Genomic DNA, 14,579 nt, shown 5'->3' on the forward strand with positions numbered 1-14,579 from the left:
ATGGCTGCACGACACCGGTTGGCGGATTTCAACAATGGCTTGGCCGCCCGACGGCAACGGCGAGCACGGCAGCTTGCTAAGGTAAATGCTCGCAGACCTCCCGGGGGAATCCCCATGCATGCCGAAGACATCCTCCCCGACACGCACGATCACGTCGAACGCCATGGCGTTCGCATCCGCAAGGGCACCGTGGGCGCATTCCTGGCCAACTCCCGCCTCTGGCTGGATCCGGCCTGCCCGGTCGGGCAGCGCAGGGCGGCCGAAAGCGCCTTGCTGCGCGATGCCCCCGCCCTGCGCGCCCTGGGCCTGTTCGACGTGCTGACGCCCCGAGACCCCGGCCTGCGCCGTCTCCTGGACCTGGGCTGAGCATGAAGCGCCCGCTACGCGGGCGCCTTTTCCTCAAAAAAAAACCCGGCGCCAGCATGACGCTGGCGCCGGGTCCGGCAGGCGCAAGGCCTGCAGCCTGCTTTACATCTTGTCTTTCAGCACGCTCAGCAGACGCTGGGCGGTGGCGCTGTTATCGCGCTCGCCTTCGGCCGTGGACACCGTGACCTGGGTCTCGTTGCCGACGCCAGTCAGGCGGATACGGTACTGCGCGGCAGCGGCCTTCTTGTCACCGCCGAACAGACGGCTGAAGAAGCCCGGGCCCTCGTTCTTGACGCCGGTGTCGCTGTCCACATAGCGCACGAAGTACTCGCCCGCGCTGCGGTCGCGGTCATCGACCGTGAAGCCACCCGAATCCAGCGCCACGCCGACACGACGCCACGCCCGATCGAAGGACTCGTTGACCACCAGCATGGCGCCTTCTGCCCGCACCGATTGCTCGATGGCCGGACGTTGCGGCGCCGCCTCAGCCTGAGCCACCAGTTTGCGCGCAGCGTCGATATCGGTGCCAAGGTAGACCATCAGGCGCGCCAGCATCGCGGCGTTCAGACCCGGGTCTTCCTTGCCGTGCTGCCATTGCACCTGCGCATTGTCGGGGCCGGAACGCTCTTCGAGCATCTGGCGGTGACTGATGTAGATCTCGGTGTGCCCGTTGACACGCTCGACACGGGTGCGGAATTTCTCGCGCTCACCGCTGTCGTAGGCGCTTTCGAGCACCGCCCCCAGCAACTGACGCAGCCAGCTTTCGGGAATCTTGGCGCGGTTTTCAGCCCAGTTGGTTTCGAGCAGACCGGCGCGCGGATCGTTGATCGACAGGGTGAAGCCCGTGTCGGTCCAGAAGTCGACCACCTTGGGGAAAATTTCTTCCGGCGGACGCTGGATGACGAGCCAGCGCAGATCGCCATCACGCTCGACCTTCATGTCGTCGCGCTGCGGCAGCACGTTGGCATTGGACGGCTTCTGGTTGACGGCCTGCTGGCCCTGCGCCTCGAACTGCGAGAAAGTGGCCGACCCGGATGCCGGCGCGCGGTAGCGCGGATCGGCGTTGGCCTGGGTCAGATCGGGGGGAATCGAGAGCGGATCGCCGCGGCGGGTGCTCTTGTAGTCAATGGAGTCTTCGTTGCCCAACATCTCGTTGATGTCGCTGCAACCCGACAACAGCGCCAGGGCCATCAATGCCGAAGCGCCGACATGACGTGTATTCATACGCGTCCTCATGGTGATTTAAAGCAGACCCACTTCTTCGAGCGCGCGCCGCACCGTCTCATGGTGCGCAGCGCCCAGCTCGACCAGCGGCAGGCGGTAGCCCAGCGCGCTGCGACCCATCTGAGCCAGCGCCCACTTGACGGGAATGGGATTGGCCTCGACGAACAAGGCCTTGTTCAGACGTGCCAGACGGGCGTTAAGTTCACGCACGCGCGGCACGTCGCCAGCCTGCGCGGCCGAGCACAACTGACTCATCAGTTGCGGCGCCACGTTGGCCGTCACGGAAATGTTGCCGCGCGCGCCCAGCAGAATCAGGGCGGCGGCGGTGGGATCATCCCCGCTGAAAACCTGGAAATGCTCGGGTGCCTCGCGCAGCAGCAGCGCGCCCCGGGCGATATCGCCGGTGGCATCCTTGATGCCGATCACGCCAGGCACTTCGGCCAGGCGCAACACGGTTTCGTTGGTCATGTCGCCAACGGTGCGACCCGGCACGTTGTAAAGCACGGTGGGCAGATCCACGGCTTCGGCAATCGTGCGGAAGTGCCGGTAGATGCCTTCCTGCGTGGGCTTGTTGTAGTACGGCACCACGGACAGGCCGGCCTGTGCGCCCACCGCCTTGGCATGACTGGCGAGGTGGATGGCTTCGGCGGTGGAGTTGGCCCCCACGCCGGCAATCACGGGGATGCGGCCAGCGGCATGTTCAACGGCGACGCGTATCAGTTCGGCGTGCTCATCCATGGACACCGTGGGCGACTCGCCCGTGGTGCCCACCACTACCAGCGCGTTGGTCCCTTGCTCGACATGCCAGTCGATAAGTGCGCGATAAGCGGGGTAATCCAGACTGCCATCCGGCTGCATCGGGGTGACCAGCGCCACCATGCTGCCGTTGAAAGTAATGTCTGCGGTCGAGGCGGGGGAAGCCATAGTGTAAAAGGAAGCTCCGAACCCGGAACCCCATGCCCCGGGCGTGATCTATCGAATCGGCGAGTTTACCGGATATTGAACTACAGAAACCAATTCACGATGATGGCCCCGAGGGCGAATATCGGCTCCATCAGGACCCAAAGCACATCCGTCACCAGAAGCAACAGCACAATCATCAGCCCATAGGGCTCGATGCGCGAATACTGCCAGGCCAGGCGATGCGGCAACAGGCTGAACAACACCCGCCCGCCGTCAAGCGGCAGGATGGGCAGAAGATTCAAGGCCATGAGCACCAGGTTGACCATCACGCCCGCACGGCCGACCTCGAACCAGAATGCTTCCTGGACGCCCGCCTCCAGCGAGAGCCGCAGCGCCAGCGCCCACAGGATGGCCATCACAAGATTGGACGCCGGGCCGGCCAGGGCCACCCACAGCATATCGCGCTTGGGATGGCGCAGACGTCCGAAATCCACCGGTACCGGCTTGGCCCAGCCAAACAGCAGCCCGCCTCCGCCCAGCAGCTTGGAGGTCAAAAGAATCACTACCGGCACCAGAATCGTACCCACCGGGTCGATATGCTTGATGGGGTTGAGCGTGACCCGTCCGGCCTGCTGAGCCGTCGGATCACCGAACAGGCGAGCGACGTAGCCGTGCGCGGCTTCGTGCAGCGTAATGGCGAAAATAACGGGGATCGCGTAGATCGCGAGGGTCTGGATGATCTCGTTCATGGCGGCGCCATTGTAGAGGCTTGCGCAGTGGCGCTAGAGGATGCATGGCCGATCTGCGGCCATGCGCAGGGTCAGACCAGCCCCAAAGTGGCCGGATCGCCACTGCCGCGGCGCAGCACGGCCGGCTCGCCGCCCGTCAGATCGATGACGGTGGTGGGGCTTTGCGGGCAGGCGCCGGCGTCGATCACGGCGGCCAGCTCATGCGCATAACGCTGGCTGATTTCCTCGGCATCGTTCAGGGCGTCTTCCTCGTCCTTGGGGATCAAGGTGGTCGACAGCAACGGCGCGCCGGCTTGTTCCAGCAGGGCCAGCGCCACCGGGTTGCCCGGCACGCGGATGCCGATGGTTTTGCGCGAAGGATGTGAAACGCGCCGCGGCACTTCCCGGGTGGCTTCAAGGATGAAGGTCCAGGGGCCGGGCGTGGCCAACTTGAGCAAACGGTACTGGCGGTTATCCACGCGCGCGAAATGGCCGATCTCGGCCAGGTCGCGGCACAGCAGCGTCAGGTGGTGGCGTTCATCCAGGCCGCGAAGTCGGCGCAGGCGGTCTGCCGCATCCTTGTCGTCCAGCCGGGCCACCACGGCATAGCTGGAATCAGTGGGGAGCGCGATCAAGCCGCCGTCCTGCAGCCACTGGGCTGCCTGCTTGAGCAGCCGGGGTTGCGGGTTGGCAGGATGGAGGGTTAGAAGCAAGGCCATGGATTTATCCTAACATTACTCCTTTGGGCTGACTATGTTTTCCGGCCGCCAGGAGACTCTCATGCGCATGAATGACTCGCGCGAAAGCAGCAATATCGAAGACCGACGCGGCCGCAGGCCCGTCATGGGCCGTGGCCGTCTGGGTCTGGGCGCCATCGTGCTCGCGCTGGTGGCGATGTACTTCGGCGTCGACCCCGCTGTCGTGCTGCAGATGGCCGAAGGCCCGCCCGCCTCGCAACCGGCGCCGACGCAGACGCCCCAGGCCGAGGATCCCGCACGCCGCTTCGTGGCCCGCGTACTGGGTGAAACCGAGGACACCTGGCAGAACATCTTCAAGCGGCAGGTCGGCCGGGCCTACCAGCCGCCGACCCTGGTGCTGTACCGCGGCGCCACGCCCACGGCCTGCGGGACCGGACAGTCGGCCATGGGGCCCTTCTATTGCCCGGCCGACGCCAAGGTCTACCTGGACCTGGGCTTTTTCGACGAGATGAAGCACAAGCTCAACGCCCCGGGCGAGTTTGCGCAGGCCTACGTGATCGCCCACGAAGTCGGCCATCACGTACAAAGCCTGCTGGGCATCGCCGGTCAGGTCGACCAGGCGCGGCGGCGTCAACCGGCCCAGGCCAATGCCCTGTCGGTGCGCATGGAGCTGCAGGCCGATTGTTTTGCCGGCCTGTGGGCGCGACAGGCCGACCAGGCCCGCCAGATCCTGGAGCCGGGCGACATCGAGGCCGGCCTGAACGCCGCCAGCGCCATCGGTGACGACACCCTGCAGCGCAAGAGCCAGGGTTACGTGGTGCCCGATGCCTTTACGCACGGCAGCTCGGCCCAGCGGGTACGCTGGTTCAAGCGCGGACTGGAGTCGGGCGACCTGCGCGAATGCGATACCTTCAGCGCCAAGCAGCTCTAGTCCTTGTTTCCTGTACATAAAAACAGGATACTTTCAGGTTTTCCGCCCCGTCAGGGGCGGGTTGCGCCTGCTCGCGGCAAGCCTGGTCCGGTGCCATCTTGTAAGATAGCGCCCCCTTTGCCCGGACAAGCCGCAAGGCGTCGCGTCTGCGGGCAGTGCCTGTGCGCGTTGCCGTAAACAGGCCCGTTTTTGATACCGAATCACCCATGGCCCATAAAGTCGAACCCCTGATCACGCCGGACGAGGTCCAGGAAATCCTGGCCGAACCGAAAGAGACCGCCAAACCGATAGTCTGGGTTCACAAGCCGCTGACAGCCGGTTCAGAGGGCCCGCTGTGGATGGAGTTCAGTTGCCCCTGCAAGGTCAAAGGCGAACTCCGCGAAGACGTCATTTTCCGTACGCTGTACCGGGGTGCGCGCACGCTGGTGCAGGGCCAGGCCGCCATCATGATCGGCGAGGCCTTCAGCGCCAGCCTCTTCGTCGGCCCGCACCGGGTATACGGCGCAGACACCGATGACAGTTTTCACAGCAGCCTGGCCGGCCAGGGCCTGCCCTACTATCGCCAGGTACTGCAGGATCGCAGTCACCAGCACGTCTGGGTGGCCGAAGGCGAAGGCTATGCCGAACCGGTCACCCCGGCGCTCACGAGCATCGGCGTGCTGATGGATCACTTTCTGTCGCGCGCCAACCTGACGCTGGCCGGCGGCTTTGCCCATCCGCTCAAGGGCCGCCAAATCGAATTGATTCTATGAGCAACTTCCTCGAAGCCTCCGGCTGGACCGTCCTTCCTGCCGGCGAGCGCACGATACGCGCAGTCGCCCCGATGACGCTGGGCCTCGATGGCCAACATGCCGCGTTTTTCATCGCCCATCCGGATCCCGACACGTTCTACCTCACGGATGCCGGCGAAACCGCCATGCACGCAGCCGTCTACGGTATCGAACTGGTACCCAAGCGTCTGGAAATCCTCAACCAGACGCCTGGCGTGACGCTGGCCGGCTTTGACGAGGCCGGCGCGATCGTGGCGAGCGGTCCGCAGTCCCAGCTGCAGGAAGCGCTCTGGGATGCGGTCAAGCTGGCCATGGCCCTGTCCTTCCAGAGCGGCAAATGGATGCCCAAGTTCAGCCGCCTGCGTTTTCGCGCCCAGGTCGGACGCACCCTGACCGACGCGCTGGGCGCCTCCCGCCTGCTCAAGAGCGCGCGCACCCAGGGCAGCAGCGGCCACAGCGCCGACTTCGCCTTCGCCGTGCGGGCCGCGATCGACAACTCGCTCACCTTCATCGAGCCCATCGCCCTGAAGGCGGGCAAGAAAATGGACTGGACCCAGGTCTACCAGACCCACGGGAAAATGTCGGACGTCAAAATGGCCGATGCCCGCAACAAGCGGATGGTCATTCTGGAAGATGGCGCATCGGCCGAAGAATTCAAAAAAGCCAGCGCCATTCTGGAGCAATCGGCCATCGTGCGCACGCTCAACAAGACGCGCAACTGGGCCGAACTTTTCGCCGGCTAGGCAGGCACTCAACCTGGCCGGGTGGGGTCGATCAAACTATCGACAATCTCCCGGCCATGCGACACCGCTGCATGCACCGCCTCGCGCGGGCTGTAGACGCTCGCGCCATCGGCAAAGCAGGGAACCGGGTACTCATCACCATCGTCGTGGACAGAATCCGCCCTGAGCACGACGATCGACGCCGTGAACACCGGCCCGCTGGCGCCCGGACTTGTTCCGCGCACCACTTTGGCCATCAGGCGGTATCCCTTGTAAACCGAGTTGTTCTCTAGCACTAGGACGCCCTCTCTGCCTATGAGCATACCGCGTAAACCTAAGACACGGCTGACATATTTGTTTTTACTGGCGGACCGCAGCGGCCGGACGGCCAAACCACCGGCCACTGCGAAGGCGGACGGGCTACTGCGGCAAGGCGTCCAGCACGCGTGCCGAGTACACCATGGCGGCCCCGGCATTGAGGGCCACGGCCACGCCGAGCGCCTCGGCGACCTCCTCGCGGCTGGCGCCATGACGCGTCGCCTCGGCCGCATGCACGGCAATACAACCGTCGCAACGCGTAGTGACCGCCACCGCCAGGGCAATCAATTCGCGGGTCTTGGCATCCAGGTGGCCGGTCTGGGCGCCAGCGCCCGCCAGCCCCTGGTAACCGCGCAAGGTCTGCGGTGACAGTTGACCCAGCTCACCGATGCGGGTTTTCAGTTCTTCGCGGTACTTATCCCAATCAAGCATGACAACTCCTTATGAACGGAGGTGGCGCGCCTGGCGCACCACCGGCTCTGTCATTGTGCGAAGCCGCCGCAGCTTGCGGCAGTAGGGCTTGCCCTTGTGCGCAAGCGCCCCATCCCATGCTGGCATTGGAAAACGGGAAAGCGCCCGCTACTCCCAGGAGCGCGAGTAATCGCTGTCTCGAAACAGCTCCGGCAAGCCCGACACCTGCTTGAAACGCAGCACTTCATCATCGTCCATGCCGAGCTGGCGCGCCACCTCGGACTCGCGCCAGCCGGCCTTGAGCAGCGTGACCACGATGTCCGTCATCGGCAGCACGCCATGCACGCCGCGTGCCCGGTTGTGTCGGATGGTGGCCGCGATGCGGTCGCTCTCGTTATCGCGCTCGGCCCGGATGAACACCAGCGGCAGATAGCCGTGCAGGCGCTCCCGGATCGGCCCCGCCTTGCTGCCCACGGCATGCCGGTGAAAGCCGTCCACCACCACGTAGCGGGTATCGGTGCGATGGGCCACGATGGGCTGGGTGTAGCCGTCGCTGGCGATGGACAGCTCCAGCAGGCGCATTTCCGGCGGCGCGACGGTGTTGGGGTTGTAATCATTGCCCGCGATATCGTCGGCGCACATCCACTGCACGCAATCTACCGGCTCGGCGGCGAACGGACTGTGCCGGTGCAGGCACACGCGCAGGCGATTGATCGCCTCGACCCGCTGCGCCAGCGGCAGATCTTCCAGTTGACGAAACAACTCGGCGGCCTGGCGCACCAGGTCCAATACTCGCGGCATACCTGCTCCCAAAAAAAAGCACACCCCTGCTCGGCGCGTCTCAGCCGCGCCGCGCGCGACTGCCCACCATGTCGTCGACGTCACGGCGCGCAAAACCAAAAGACAGCGAACGCGCCATATCCTGTTTGAGCAAGGACATTGCCACGCGCCGCCACGAGGGCTGCATCTTGCGATTGACCAGTTCCGGCACGCCGGCATCCGGCCAGTTGTCCAGGGGATAATCGTGCTCCGCCCACCAATCGATGAAGACTTTCAGGCGCCGTAGATAGACATTGCGCAGGGCCACCGGCATGCTCTGCAGCAGGAACTCGCTGTACTGCCTCCAGGTGCTGAAGGTGGGCGGCAGGCCCAGCCCGCCCCGATAGCCGAGAAACTGCTGCCGGCAATAACGGGCGGCGTAGTTCGCGCCCGCTACCCGCTTGACGACCCGGAACCAGGCTTCGGGCTCCAGCCGGTGGAACAGGTCCAGCCCCTTGCGCTGGTCATCGCCATAGGGCTGGCAGATACGCATCTGGGAAAAAGGCACACCGGCCCGATGCATGTGGTCGTAGAGACGGTTGTAGGCATGTCCGTGCTCGCCGGTGTAGCGCCACAAGTCGCTGAACTTCCAGTCATACAGAGGAAAGAAGGTCACGGCGCGGCGGCGCGCATTGTCACAAGCGCTCCAGGCCAGCGCCCGCCGTGCGCCGGGCGGCTTCCAGGCGCACTTCTTGACGCGTGCGCGGCGCTTGACCGCCAGATAGCGATTCAAGGACTCATCCGATCGGATGCCCACCAGAAAAGCGGTCGGCGTCTCGCGCGACAACCAGTCATTGAATTCGGGCACGAACTCCTCGAACTCCATGCGATAGCGATAGAAAGGAAAAAAGCGCATATCGCGGATCACGGCAGGATGATCCGGCATGGGACGGATCCAATCCTCTTCCCGGCCCGGCTCCCAGGCGCACCAGTAAGGCTCCTGAAGGCTGGAGGCATTGCGGAGATTGATCGGCAGGCAGATCCACCAGGGACGCACATCCGGACGATCAAACATCTCGATGACGTGCTCGATGGTGGCGCGATACTGCCCCTCCAGATCGATGAACAGGGCGTCGACCGGGCCGCGCCCCATCTCCTGGGCGACCTCCAGCGCCAGATGCAGCGTGACGGAACTGTCCTTGCCCCCGGAGAACGCCACGCAGACCCGCTCAAAGTGACGAAAAATCAGGCGGATGCGCTCCTTGGCGGCGTCATAGACATTGATCTCGCGATACAGCTTGCCCGCCATGTCCAATGCCCTCCCTCACAGAACCGGCCACACGCCAGGCCAGGGCCGACGCGGCTGCGGAGCCTGTTTGTACCGTATCGATCCCCCCTGTTGAAATAGGCGGTTTCGGAGAACAACTGTAGGAAATGACAAAACCCTGGCAAATGACGAGATAAGCTGTCATCTGAATTGCAAACCAGTATTGCAATACCGCAAACGCCGGGCGCCGCAGGGCGGCAAGCAGGCAGCCGTAGAATGGCGGGTTCTGCCGTCAACCCCGATGACCCGACGTCCATGGCCGACTGGAGCGCCTACACCACCCTGTTTCTGAGCGCCTTCGTGGCCGCCACCCTGTTGCCGACCGCCTCCGAGGCGGTACTGGTGGGGCTGCTGATCAATGGCCAGCAAGCCGCCTGGGCGCTGGTGCTGGCTGCCGGCACCGGCAATGTGCTGGGCTCGATACTCAACTGGTGGCTGGGGCGGGGCATCGCGCACTTCCAGGGCCGGCGCTGGTTTCCCGTCAAACCGGCAACCCTGGCGCGGGCCCAGCAGTGGTACCGCCGCCATGGAAAATGGAGTCTGCTGCTCAGCTGGGCGCCGGTGATCGGCGATCCGCTGACCGTCGTGGCCGGCGTGATGCGCGAACCTTTCGGCGTGTTCCTGTTGTTGGTGACCGTGGCCAAGTTCGGGCGCTATCTCACCCTCACGGCGATTACGCTGGGCCTGATCTGACGCTGATGAGCCAGGAGCCTGCCTTGTTGTCCCGCCCGCCCCTGTTTCGCGTCAGCGCCGAACTCAGGCGGGACGGCATTTTCTTTCTGCCATTTGGCTTCTGCCTGGGGCTGGCCCAGATCCTGGGCTATCGCTATCTGGCCCAGGCGGAGCTGGGCGCCGCCCTGTTGCAGGAACATATCGCCCCCAAATCCCTGGGGCTGATCACCTTGCTGGTCTGGGCCTTGCGCGCCACCGCCCATCTGCTCACGCGAGGGCAGCTCGGGCCACGGCTACAGGCGCTTATCACCCATGTTGCCACGCGCGCGGTGGCCCTCGGCTCGGTGGCCGCCACCATCACCACGGGCGCAGCCCTCTCTGCCCTGGCCTTCGGCGCTTACCTGCAAGCGCTGGTATTCCTGGTTGCCGCGGCCTACTTTGCGGCGCTTGCCGAAATCGCAATCACGCCCTTGCGCCGTGTCGATATTTACCGGCCCGGCATGCTGATTGCCTGGACCCTGATGGTCATGGTGCCGCTGACGCTCTGAAAGCCAGGGTGGCAAACGCGGTTTGAAAAAACGCGCTTGCACGAAAAACCAAAGAAAAAGGCACCTGATCTTGCGATCAGGTGCCTTTTTCTTTGTATTCGGTGGGGTGGCTGATGGGACTCGAACCCACGACAACCGGAATCACAATCCGGGACTCTACCAACTGAGCTACAGCCACCGCTGCAAAGAAGAATAATTCTAGCACATAAATATAAATGTGCGCCAGTGCTTGTGTTTGACCCCACCAATAGTCTTGTTATCCTTGCCCTGGGAGGATGAGGCGCGCGCGGGGTGCGCCTTCTATCGACTCGCGCCCTACTCAGGAAGCCCATGGAGCGTCTTCACGAATTACTGATCGAATACTGGCCGCATATGGTGTTCGGGATCAGTGTCATCGCCGGCACCGGCGCGGCCATTCATGCCGCGATGACCAAACAGGATGTACGGGCGGCGATCGGCTGGGTCGGGGTGACGATGTTCTCGCCCATCTTCGGCGCCCTGCTTTACTTTGTGGCCGGCATCAACCGCATCCGGCGCAGCATGGTGCAGCAGCAGCGCGACGAGAGCGAGGTGGCCGACGTCGATCCGCTGACGACCGCGCGCGTGGGCGACGTGGTGCCGTACAGTGCGCCGCAATTCGCTTCCCTGCGCACGCTGGGCGACAAACTGAGCTTTTTCGAATTGTTGGGCGGCAACAGCGTACGCCCGCTCAACGGCGGCGACGAAACCTATCCGGCCATGCTGGCCGCCATCCGCCAGGCCAGGCACTGCATCGCCATGCAGAGCTATATCTTCGACAACGACCCGATCGGCCGCGAAATCGCGCAGGCCCTGATCGAGGCCCATGAGCGCGGCGTGCAAGTGCGCGTGCTGATCGACGCGGTGGGCAGCCGCTATTCGCACCCGCCGATCGTGCGCACCCTGGTCAAGGGCGGCGTGCCCACGGCGCGCTTCATGACCAACCCGCTGGGTGTGTTGCGCATGCCCTACGCCAACCTGCGCAGCCACCGCAAGGTGCTGGTGGTCGATGGCCGGCATGGCCTGAGCGGCGGGATGAATATCCGGGCGGCCTTTGTCAGTGCGCTGTCGGGCGACCAGACCAATCTGGATACCCACTTCGAGTTTCGTGGCCCCGTGGTCGGTCAGTTGATGTCGGTATTCGCCCACGACTGGAATTTCACCACCCACGAAACGCTGGCCGGCGCCCCCTGGTTCCCGACCGAACTGATCGAGCCGGTCGGCAGCGTGCCGGTGCGCTGCGTGGCCTCGGGCCCGGATCGCGCCGTGGGCAACAACCACAATACCCTGCTGGGCGCATTGGCCGTGGCGCAGCATCATGTGCGCATCCAGTCGCCTTACTTCCTGCCCGACCAGACGCTGATCGGCGCTCTGGCGACGGCGGCCCGACGCGGCATCATCGTGGATATCGTGATCCCGGACCGCAACAACCTGCGCCTGGTGGACTACGCCATGCGTGCCCAGCTCGATCAGGTGGTGCGCACCGGCTGCCGCGTCTGGCGCGCCGGCGGGACCTTCGATCATTCCAAGCTGATGACGGTCGATGGCGTGTGGTCGTACGTCGGCTCGTCGAACCTGGATCCGCGCAGCCTGCGCCTGAACTTCGAACTGGATACCGAGATCTACAGCCGTGAACTGGCCGGCTGGGTGGGCGATCGCATCGATGCCCGCATCGCCAACAGCCACCTGGTCGAGCTGTCGGACCTGCGCGAGCAGCCTTTCCTCTACCGCTTGCGCAACAAGGTGATCTGGCTGGCCACGCCCTATCTGTAAGGCGTGGCGCGAATACAGACGTGAAAAGGGGTGCTGGCCCGCCCTACACGATTCGAACGTGTGACCGCTCGCTTAGAAGGCGAGTGCTCTATCCAACTGAGCTAAGGGCGGCGCGCGGCGGCATTGTACCCTGAGCCTGCCGCCGCAGGGCGGCGGACACGCACACGAGGCGGATCCTAGTGATACATTGGGTCACCCTGTTTTCCCGCCTCTGATTTATCCTCCTCGACCATGCCTGTCGTCAGATTTCCGGGTGCGCTGCGCGCACTTGCCGCATCGGGCCTGTCGGCCGTGATGCTGCCCGCGGTTGCGGGCGTCGCCTATCGCCTTGACCGTCCTTCCGCCGCTCCCGGCGAGACGGTCCGTGTCGAGGCGGTTTATTTCAATGATGGCGATAGCGAGGCCCGCTGGCAGCCGCCCGTTCAACTGGTGTTGCAATGGCGCGACCCGCAAGGCGCCGTGGTGCGCAGCCCCGCCCAGCTCGACGGCGACCCCTCGGCACTGAGCGTGCCGGTCGACCAGTTTGCGCGGCTGTCCTGGAGCGCCATCGTGCCGCGCTCCGCGCACGGGCTGCAGGCCGTCAGCATCGAGGGCGAACCGGCGCTCATGGCACTGGAGGCCACCGGGCGGGAAGCCGCCCCCCTGGCCAGCCGTGCCGCCGACGTGCCGGTCACCGATCCGCGCAGCGGCCAGCCCTTGCCCGCCGCAGCCGTGCTGGCCCTGGGAGCGTCGCCCGAGGCCGGCCCCGCTCCCGAACAGATGGCCCAGGCGCAGACCCGCAGCCAGACCTCGGGCTTTGACTCCTTCCGGACGGCGCTGTCGGCTTACGAACCCATGTATTTCGATATCGGCTGGCGCGACCGGACCACCGCGCGCTTTCAACTGAGCGCCAAGTACCGGCTCTTCAGCCCGGCCGATGGGCGCCAGACGCGCTGGTTCGAGAATTTCTATCTCGGCTATACCCAGACGTCGCTGTGGGATCTCCAGGGGGAATCGATGCCCTTCATCGATACCACCTTCAACCCCAGCATCTTCTGGATGACCGACAGGCTGTGGGCCTCTCAGGACGCCAGATGGCGGCTCGGCCTGAACACCGGGGTGGAGCATCGATCCAACGGCAAGGATGGCGACGATTCACGCTCGCTCAATGATGTGTATGCCGAACCGGCCCTGCACTACCGCCTGGGCAACGGCGATACGCTGTCGTTCGCGCCGCGTGTGCGGGCCTACTTCGGCGTGGAGGACGAGAACCGCGACTACCTCGCCTATGCCGGCCGCGTGGACTGGAAGCTGCGCTGGGAGCAGAACAACGGCGCGGTGGTGTCGGCCCTGTATCGCCAGGGCCATGACCAGCGCCGCACGACCCAGCTGGACTTCAACTGGCCGCTCAAGCGCACGTTCCTGAACATGAACGGCTATCTGCATCTGCAGTACTTCAATGGTTATGGTGAAACCCTGCTGGGTTACAACCAGCGCGGCAGCTCACAGTTCCGCCTGGGCCTGTCGCTGGTGCCCTGATAACAACCGCGCGCGGGCGCAAGCCGCGACAGGCCAGCCTCCACGCGCAGCAACACTTCGCAGCAACTGACGGCTTTGGTCACACGCGGGGTGCGACACAAGACTAGGATGAAGCCCTCGTCTCCTGTCTGGGATGCCGCCATGCTCCGCTCTCTGTCCGCCAGCTGCCTGGCCAGCCTGTTACTGACCCTGGGCGCGCCTGCCAGCGCCGATCCGGCGCCGGCGAAGACAGAGGGCCCCGCCCCTGCCGGGGCGCAGCCCGACTCCGCCGCCGCGGCTCAAGCGGACCCATCGACACCCGCCCCCGTCACGCAGCCTCCCGCACCGCCTCAGACCGTGCGTCTGTTGCAAGGCAAGCTGGCTATCGAACTGCCCGAAGGCTTCAATGCCGCCCCCCTGCCGCCCGGCGATGCTTCCGAGGGCACTGCGGGCGCCAGCGGCATGCTTTACACCAGCAACGAACGACGCCAGGTGGTGGTCGTGAGCGAAGCGCCGTTGCCCGGCAAACTGGCTGCGGCCGATGACGACAAGGTATTCCTGCAGGGCGCTGCGCAAGGCTATGTGACGCAGCAAAAACAGGCGTCGGCCGAGTATGACGTCACGGCTCAGGACAGCCTGCGCAGTGGCTCGCTGGGCTTGCAGCGCATCAACGCCCGCGGCAACTATGCCGGCACCCCTACCCTGAATACCAGCCTGTTGGCCGGCTCCGGCCCCAAGCTGGCCGTGGTGCAGGTGATCTCGCGCGCCGATGATGTGCAAAGCCACCAGGCTCTGGTGCAGGAAATGCTGCAGCGCCTGCCCCCGCCCGCCCCGGCGACCAGGCCCGCCGCGCCAGCAGCGCGAAAATAGATCGCGCCCACCCTGTAGCTGGCCAGCGCTGCGAGCGCCCCACC

Annotated in this window: 17 protein-coding genes and 2 tRNA genes; 9 read left to right on the forward strand and 10 right to left on the reverse strand. The window is 64.8% G+C overall.

The window, feature by feature from the left end; genetic code table 11:
* The first annotated feature begins 114 nt into the window (after window positions 1–114).
* On the forward strand, window positions 115–366 hold the full coding sequence (locus A7V84_RS12700) for a hypothetical protein (protein ID WP_033534566.1): 252 nt from the start codon (window positions 115–117) through the stop codon (window positions 364–366).
* 102 nt (window positions 367–468) lie between these two features.
* Here A7V84_RS12700 and bamC read toward each other — a convergent pair whose 3' ends face one another.
* From bamC to A7V84_RS12720, 4 genes are all read right to left on the reverse strand, one after another.
* Window positions 469–1,590, reverse strand: coding sequence for an outer membrane protein assembly factor BamC (bamC, locus tag A7V84_RS12705; RefSeq protein ID WP_025513541.1), 1,122 nt, complete (start codon window positions 1,588–1,590; stop codon window positions 469–471).
* 18 nt (window positions 1,591–1,608) lie between these two features.
* The gene (gene dapA / locus A7V84_RS12710) at window positions 1,609–2,514 is read right to left on the reverse strand and encodes a 4-hydroxy-tetrahydrodipicolinate synthase (RefSeq protein WP_025513543.1); all 906 of its coding nucleotides are present in this window, start codon (window positions 2,512–2,514) and stop codon (window positions 1,609–1,611) included.
* Window positions 2,515–2,594: 80 nt separating this feature from the next.
* Window positions 2,595–3,242: a site-2 protease family protein gene (locus A7V84_RS12715; RefSeq protein WP_025513545.1), complete on the reverse strand. Its 648-nt coding sequence runs from the start codon at window positions 3,240–3,242 to the stop codon at window positions 2,595–2,597.
* A gap of 71 nt (window positions 3,243–3,313) precedes the next feature.
* Window positions 3,314–3,940: an L-threonylcarbamoyladenylate synthase gene (locus tag A7V84_RS12720; protein WP_025513546.1), complete on the reverse strand. Its 627-nt coding sequence runs from the start codon at window positions 3,938–3,940 to the stop codon at window positions 3,314–3,316.
* A 61-nt stretch (window positions 3,941–4,001) separates the two neighbouring features.
* Between A7V84_RS12720 and ypfJ the strand changes: the two genes are divergently transcribed.
* The 3 genes from ypfJ (at window position 4,002) to A7V84_RS12735 (ending at window position 6,363) form a co-directional block, all read left to right on the forward strand.
* The gene (gene ypfJ, locus A7V84_RS12725) at window positions 4,002–4,850 is read left to right on the forward strand and encodes a KPN_02809 family neutral zinc metallopeptidase (protein ID WP_025513548.1); all 849 of its coding nucleotides are present in this window, start codon (window positions 4,002–4,004) and stop codon (window positions 4,848–4,850) included.
* 206 nt (window positions 4,851–5,056) lie between these two features.
* Complete coding sequence (locus tag A7V84_RS12730) at window positions 5,057–5,602, forward strand: hypothetical protein (protein ID WP_063491357.1); 546 nt, start codon at window positions 5,057–5,059, stop codon at window positions 5,600–5,602.
* Window positions 5,599–6,363 carry a DUF1828 domain-containing protein gene (locus A7V84_RS12735; protein WP_063491358.1) on the forward strand — a complete coding sequence of 255 codons (765 nt, stop codon included), beginning with the start codon at window positions 5,599–5,601 and terminating at the stop codon, window positions 6,361–6,363. Before A7V84_RS12730 ends, A7V84_RS12735 begins: the two co-directional genes overlap by 4 nt.
* Window positions 6,364–6,371: 8 nt before the next feature.
* On the opposite strand, the gene A7V84_RS12740 is transcribed toward A7V84_RS12735, so the two are convergent.
* The 4 genes from A7V84_RS12740 to A7V84_RS12755 all read right to left on the reverse strand — a co-directional run bounded on the left by A7V84_RS12740 (window position 6,372) and on the right by A7V84_RS12755 (window position 9,139).
* The gene (locus tag A7V84_RS12740) at window positions 6,372–6,665 is read right to left on the reverse strand and encodes a hypothetical protein (RefSeq protein ID WP_033534564.1); all 294 of its coding nucleotides are present in this window, start codon (window positions 6,663–6,665) and stop codon (window positions 6,372–6,374) included.
* Between the two features lie 97 nt (window positions 6,666–6,762).
* Complete coding sequence (locus A7V84_RS12745) at window positions 6,763–7,092, reverse strand: carboxymuconolactone decarboxylase family protein (protein WP_025513556.1); 330 nt, start codon at window positions 7,090–7,092, stop codon at window positions 6,763–6,765.
* Window positions 7,093–7,239: 147 nt separating this feature from the next.
* Window positions 7,240–7,872 carry an IbrB-like domain-containing protein gene (locus tag A7V84_RS12750; RefSeq protein WP_025513557.1) on the reverse strand — a complete coding sequence of 211 codons (633 nt, stop codon included), beginning with the start codon at window positions 7,870–7,872 and terminating at the stop codon, window positions 7,240–7,242.
* 40 nt (window positions 7,873–7,912) lie between these two features.
* Window positions 7,913–9,139 (reverse strand): DUF3440 domain-containing protein, encoded by a 1,227-nt coding sequence (locus tag A7V84_RS12755; RefSeq protein WP_025513559.1) that lies wholly within the window; start codon window positions 9,137–9,139, stop codon window positions 7,913–7,915.
* A 273-nt stretch (window positions 9,140–9,412) separates the two neighbouring features.
* On the opposite strand from A7V84_RS12755, the gene A7V84_RS12760 reads away from it, so the two are divergent.
* Together A7V84_RS12760 and A7V84_RS12765 are read left to right on the forward strand one after the other, a co-directional pair.
* Window positions 9,413–9,850 carry a YqaA family protein gene (locus A7V84_RS12760; RefSeq protein WP_025513561.1) on the forward strand — a complete coding sequence of 146 codons (438 nt, stop codon included), beginning with the start codon at window positions 9,413–9,415 and terminating at the stop codon, window positions 9,848–9,850.
* A gap of 23 nt (window positions 9,851–9,873) precedes the next feature.
* A complete protein-coding gene (locus tag A7V84_RS12765) occupies window positions 9,874–10,377 on the forward strand; it encodes a hypothetical protein (RefSeq protein WP_204246498.1) in 504 nt (167 codons plus the stop codon).
* A gap of 102 nt (window positions 10,378–10,479) precedes the next feature.
* Here the strand turns inward: A7V84_RS12765 and A7V84_RS12770 are convergent.
* Window positions 10,480–10,555, reverse strand: a tRNA-His gene (locus A7V84_RS12770).
* 152 nt (window positions 10,556–10,707) lie between these two features.
* Between A7V84_RS12770 and A7V84_RS12775 the strand changes: the two genes are divergently transcribed.
* Window positions 10,708–12,168, forward strand: a complete 1,461-nt coding sequence (locus tag A7V84_RS12775; protein ID WP_033534562.1) for a phospholipase D-like domain-containing protein — start codon at window positions 10,708–10,710, stop codon at window positions 12,166–12,168.
* 34 nt (window positions 12,169–12,202) lie between these two features.
* Here A7V84_RS12775 and A7V84_RS12780 read toward each other — a convergent pair.
* Window positions 12,203–12,279 (reverse strand) — tRNA-Arg (locus A7V84_RS12780).
* Window positions 12,280–12,399: 120 nt separating this feature from the next.
* Between A7V84_RS12780 and A7V84_RS12785 the strand changes: the two genes are divergently transcribed.
* Both A7V84_RS12785 and A7V84_RS12790 read left to right on the forward strand, forming a co-directional pair.
* Window positions 12,400–13,686 (forward strand): phospholipase A, encoded by a 1,287-nt coding sequence (locus A7V84_RS12785; RefSeq protein WP_063491360.1) that lies wholly within the window; start codon window positions 12,400–12,402, stop codon window positions 13,684–13,686.
* Between the two features lie 141 nt (window positions 13,687–13,827).
* On the forward strand, window positions 13,828–14,535 hold the full coding sequence (locus tag A7V84_RS12790) for a hypothetical protein (protein WP_052125685.1): 708 nt from the start codon (window positions 13,828–13,830) through the stop codon (window positions 14,533–14,535).
* Window positions 14,536–14,579: the final 44 nt, after the last annotated feature.

The sequence above is a fragment of the Bordetella trematum genome (genome assembly GCF_900078335.1).
Lineage (GTDB): Bacteria > Pseudomonadota > Gammaproteobacteria > Burkholderiales > Burkholderiaceae_B > Bordetella > Bordetella trematum.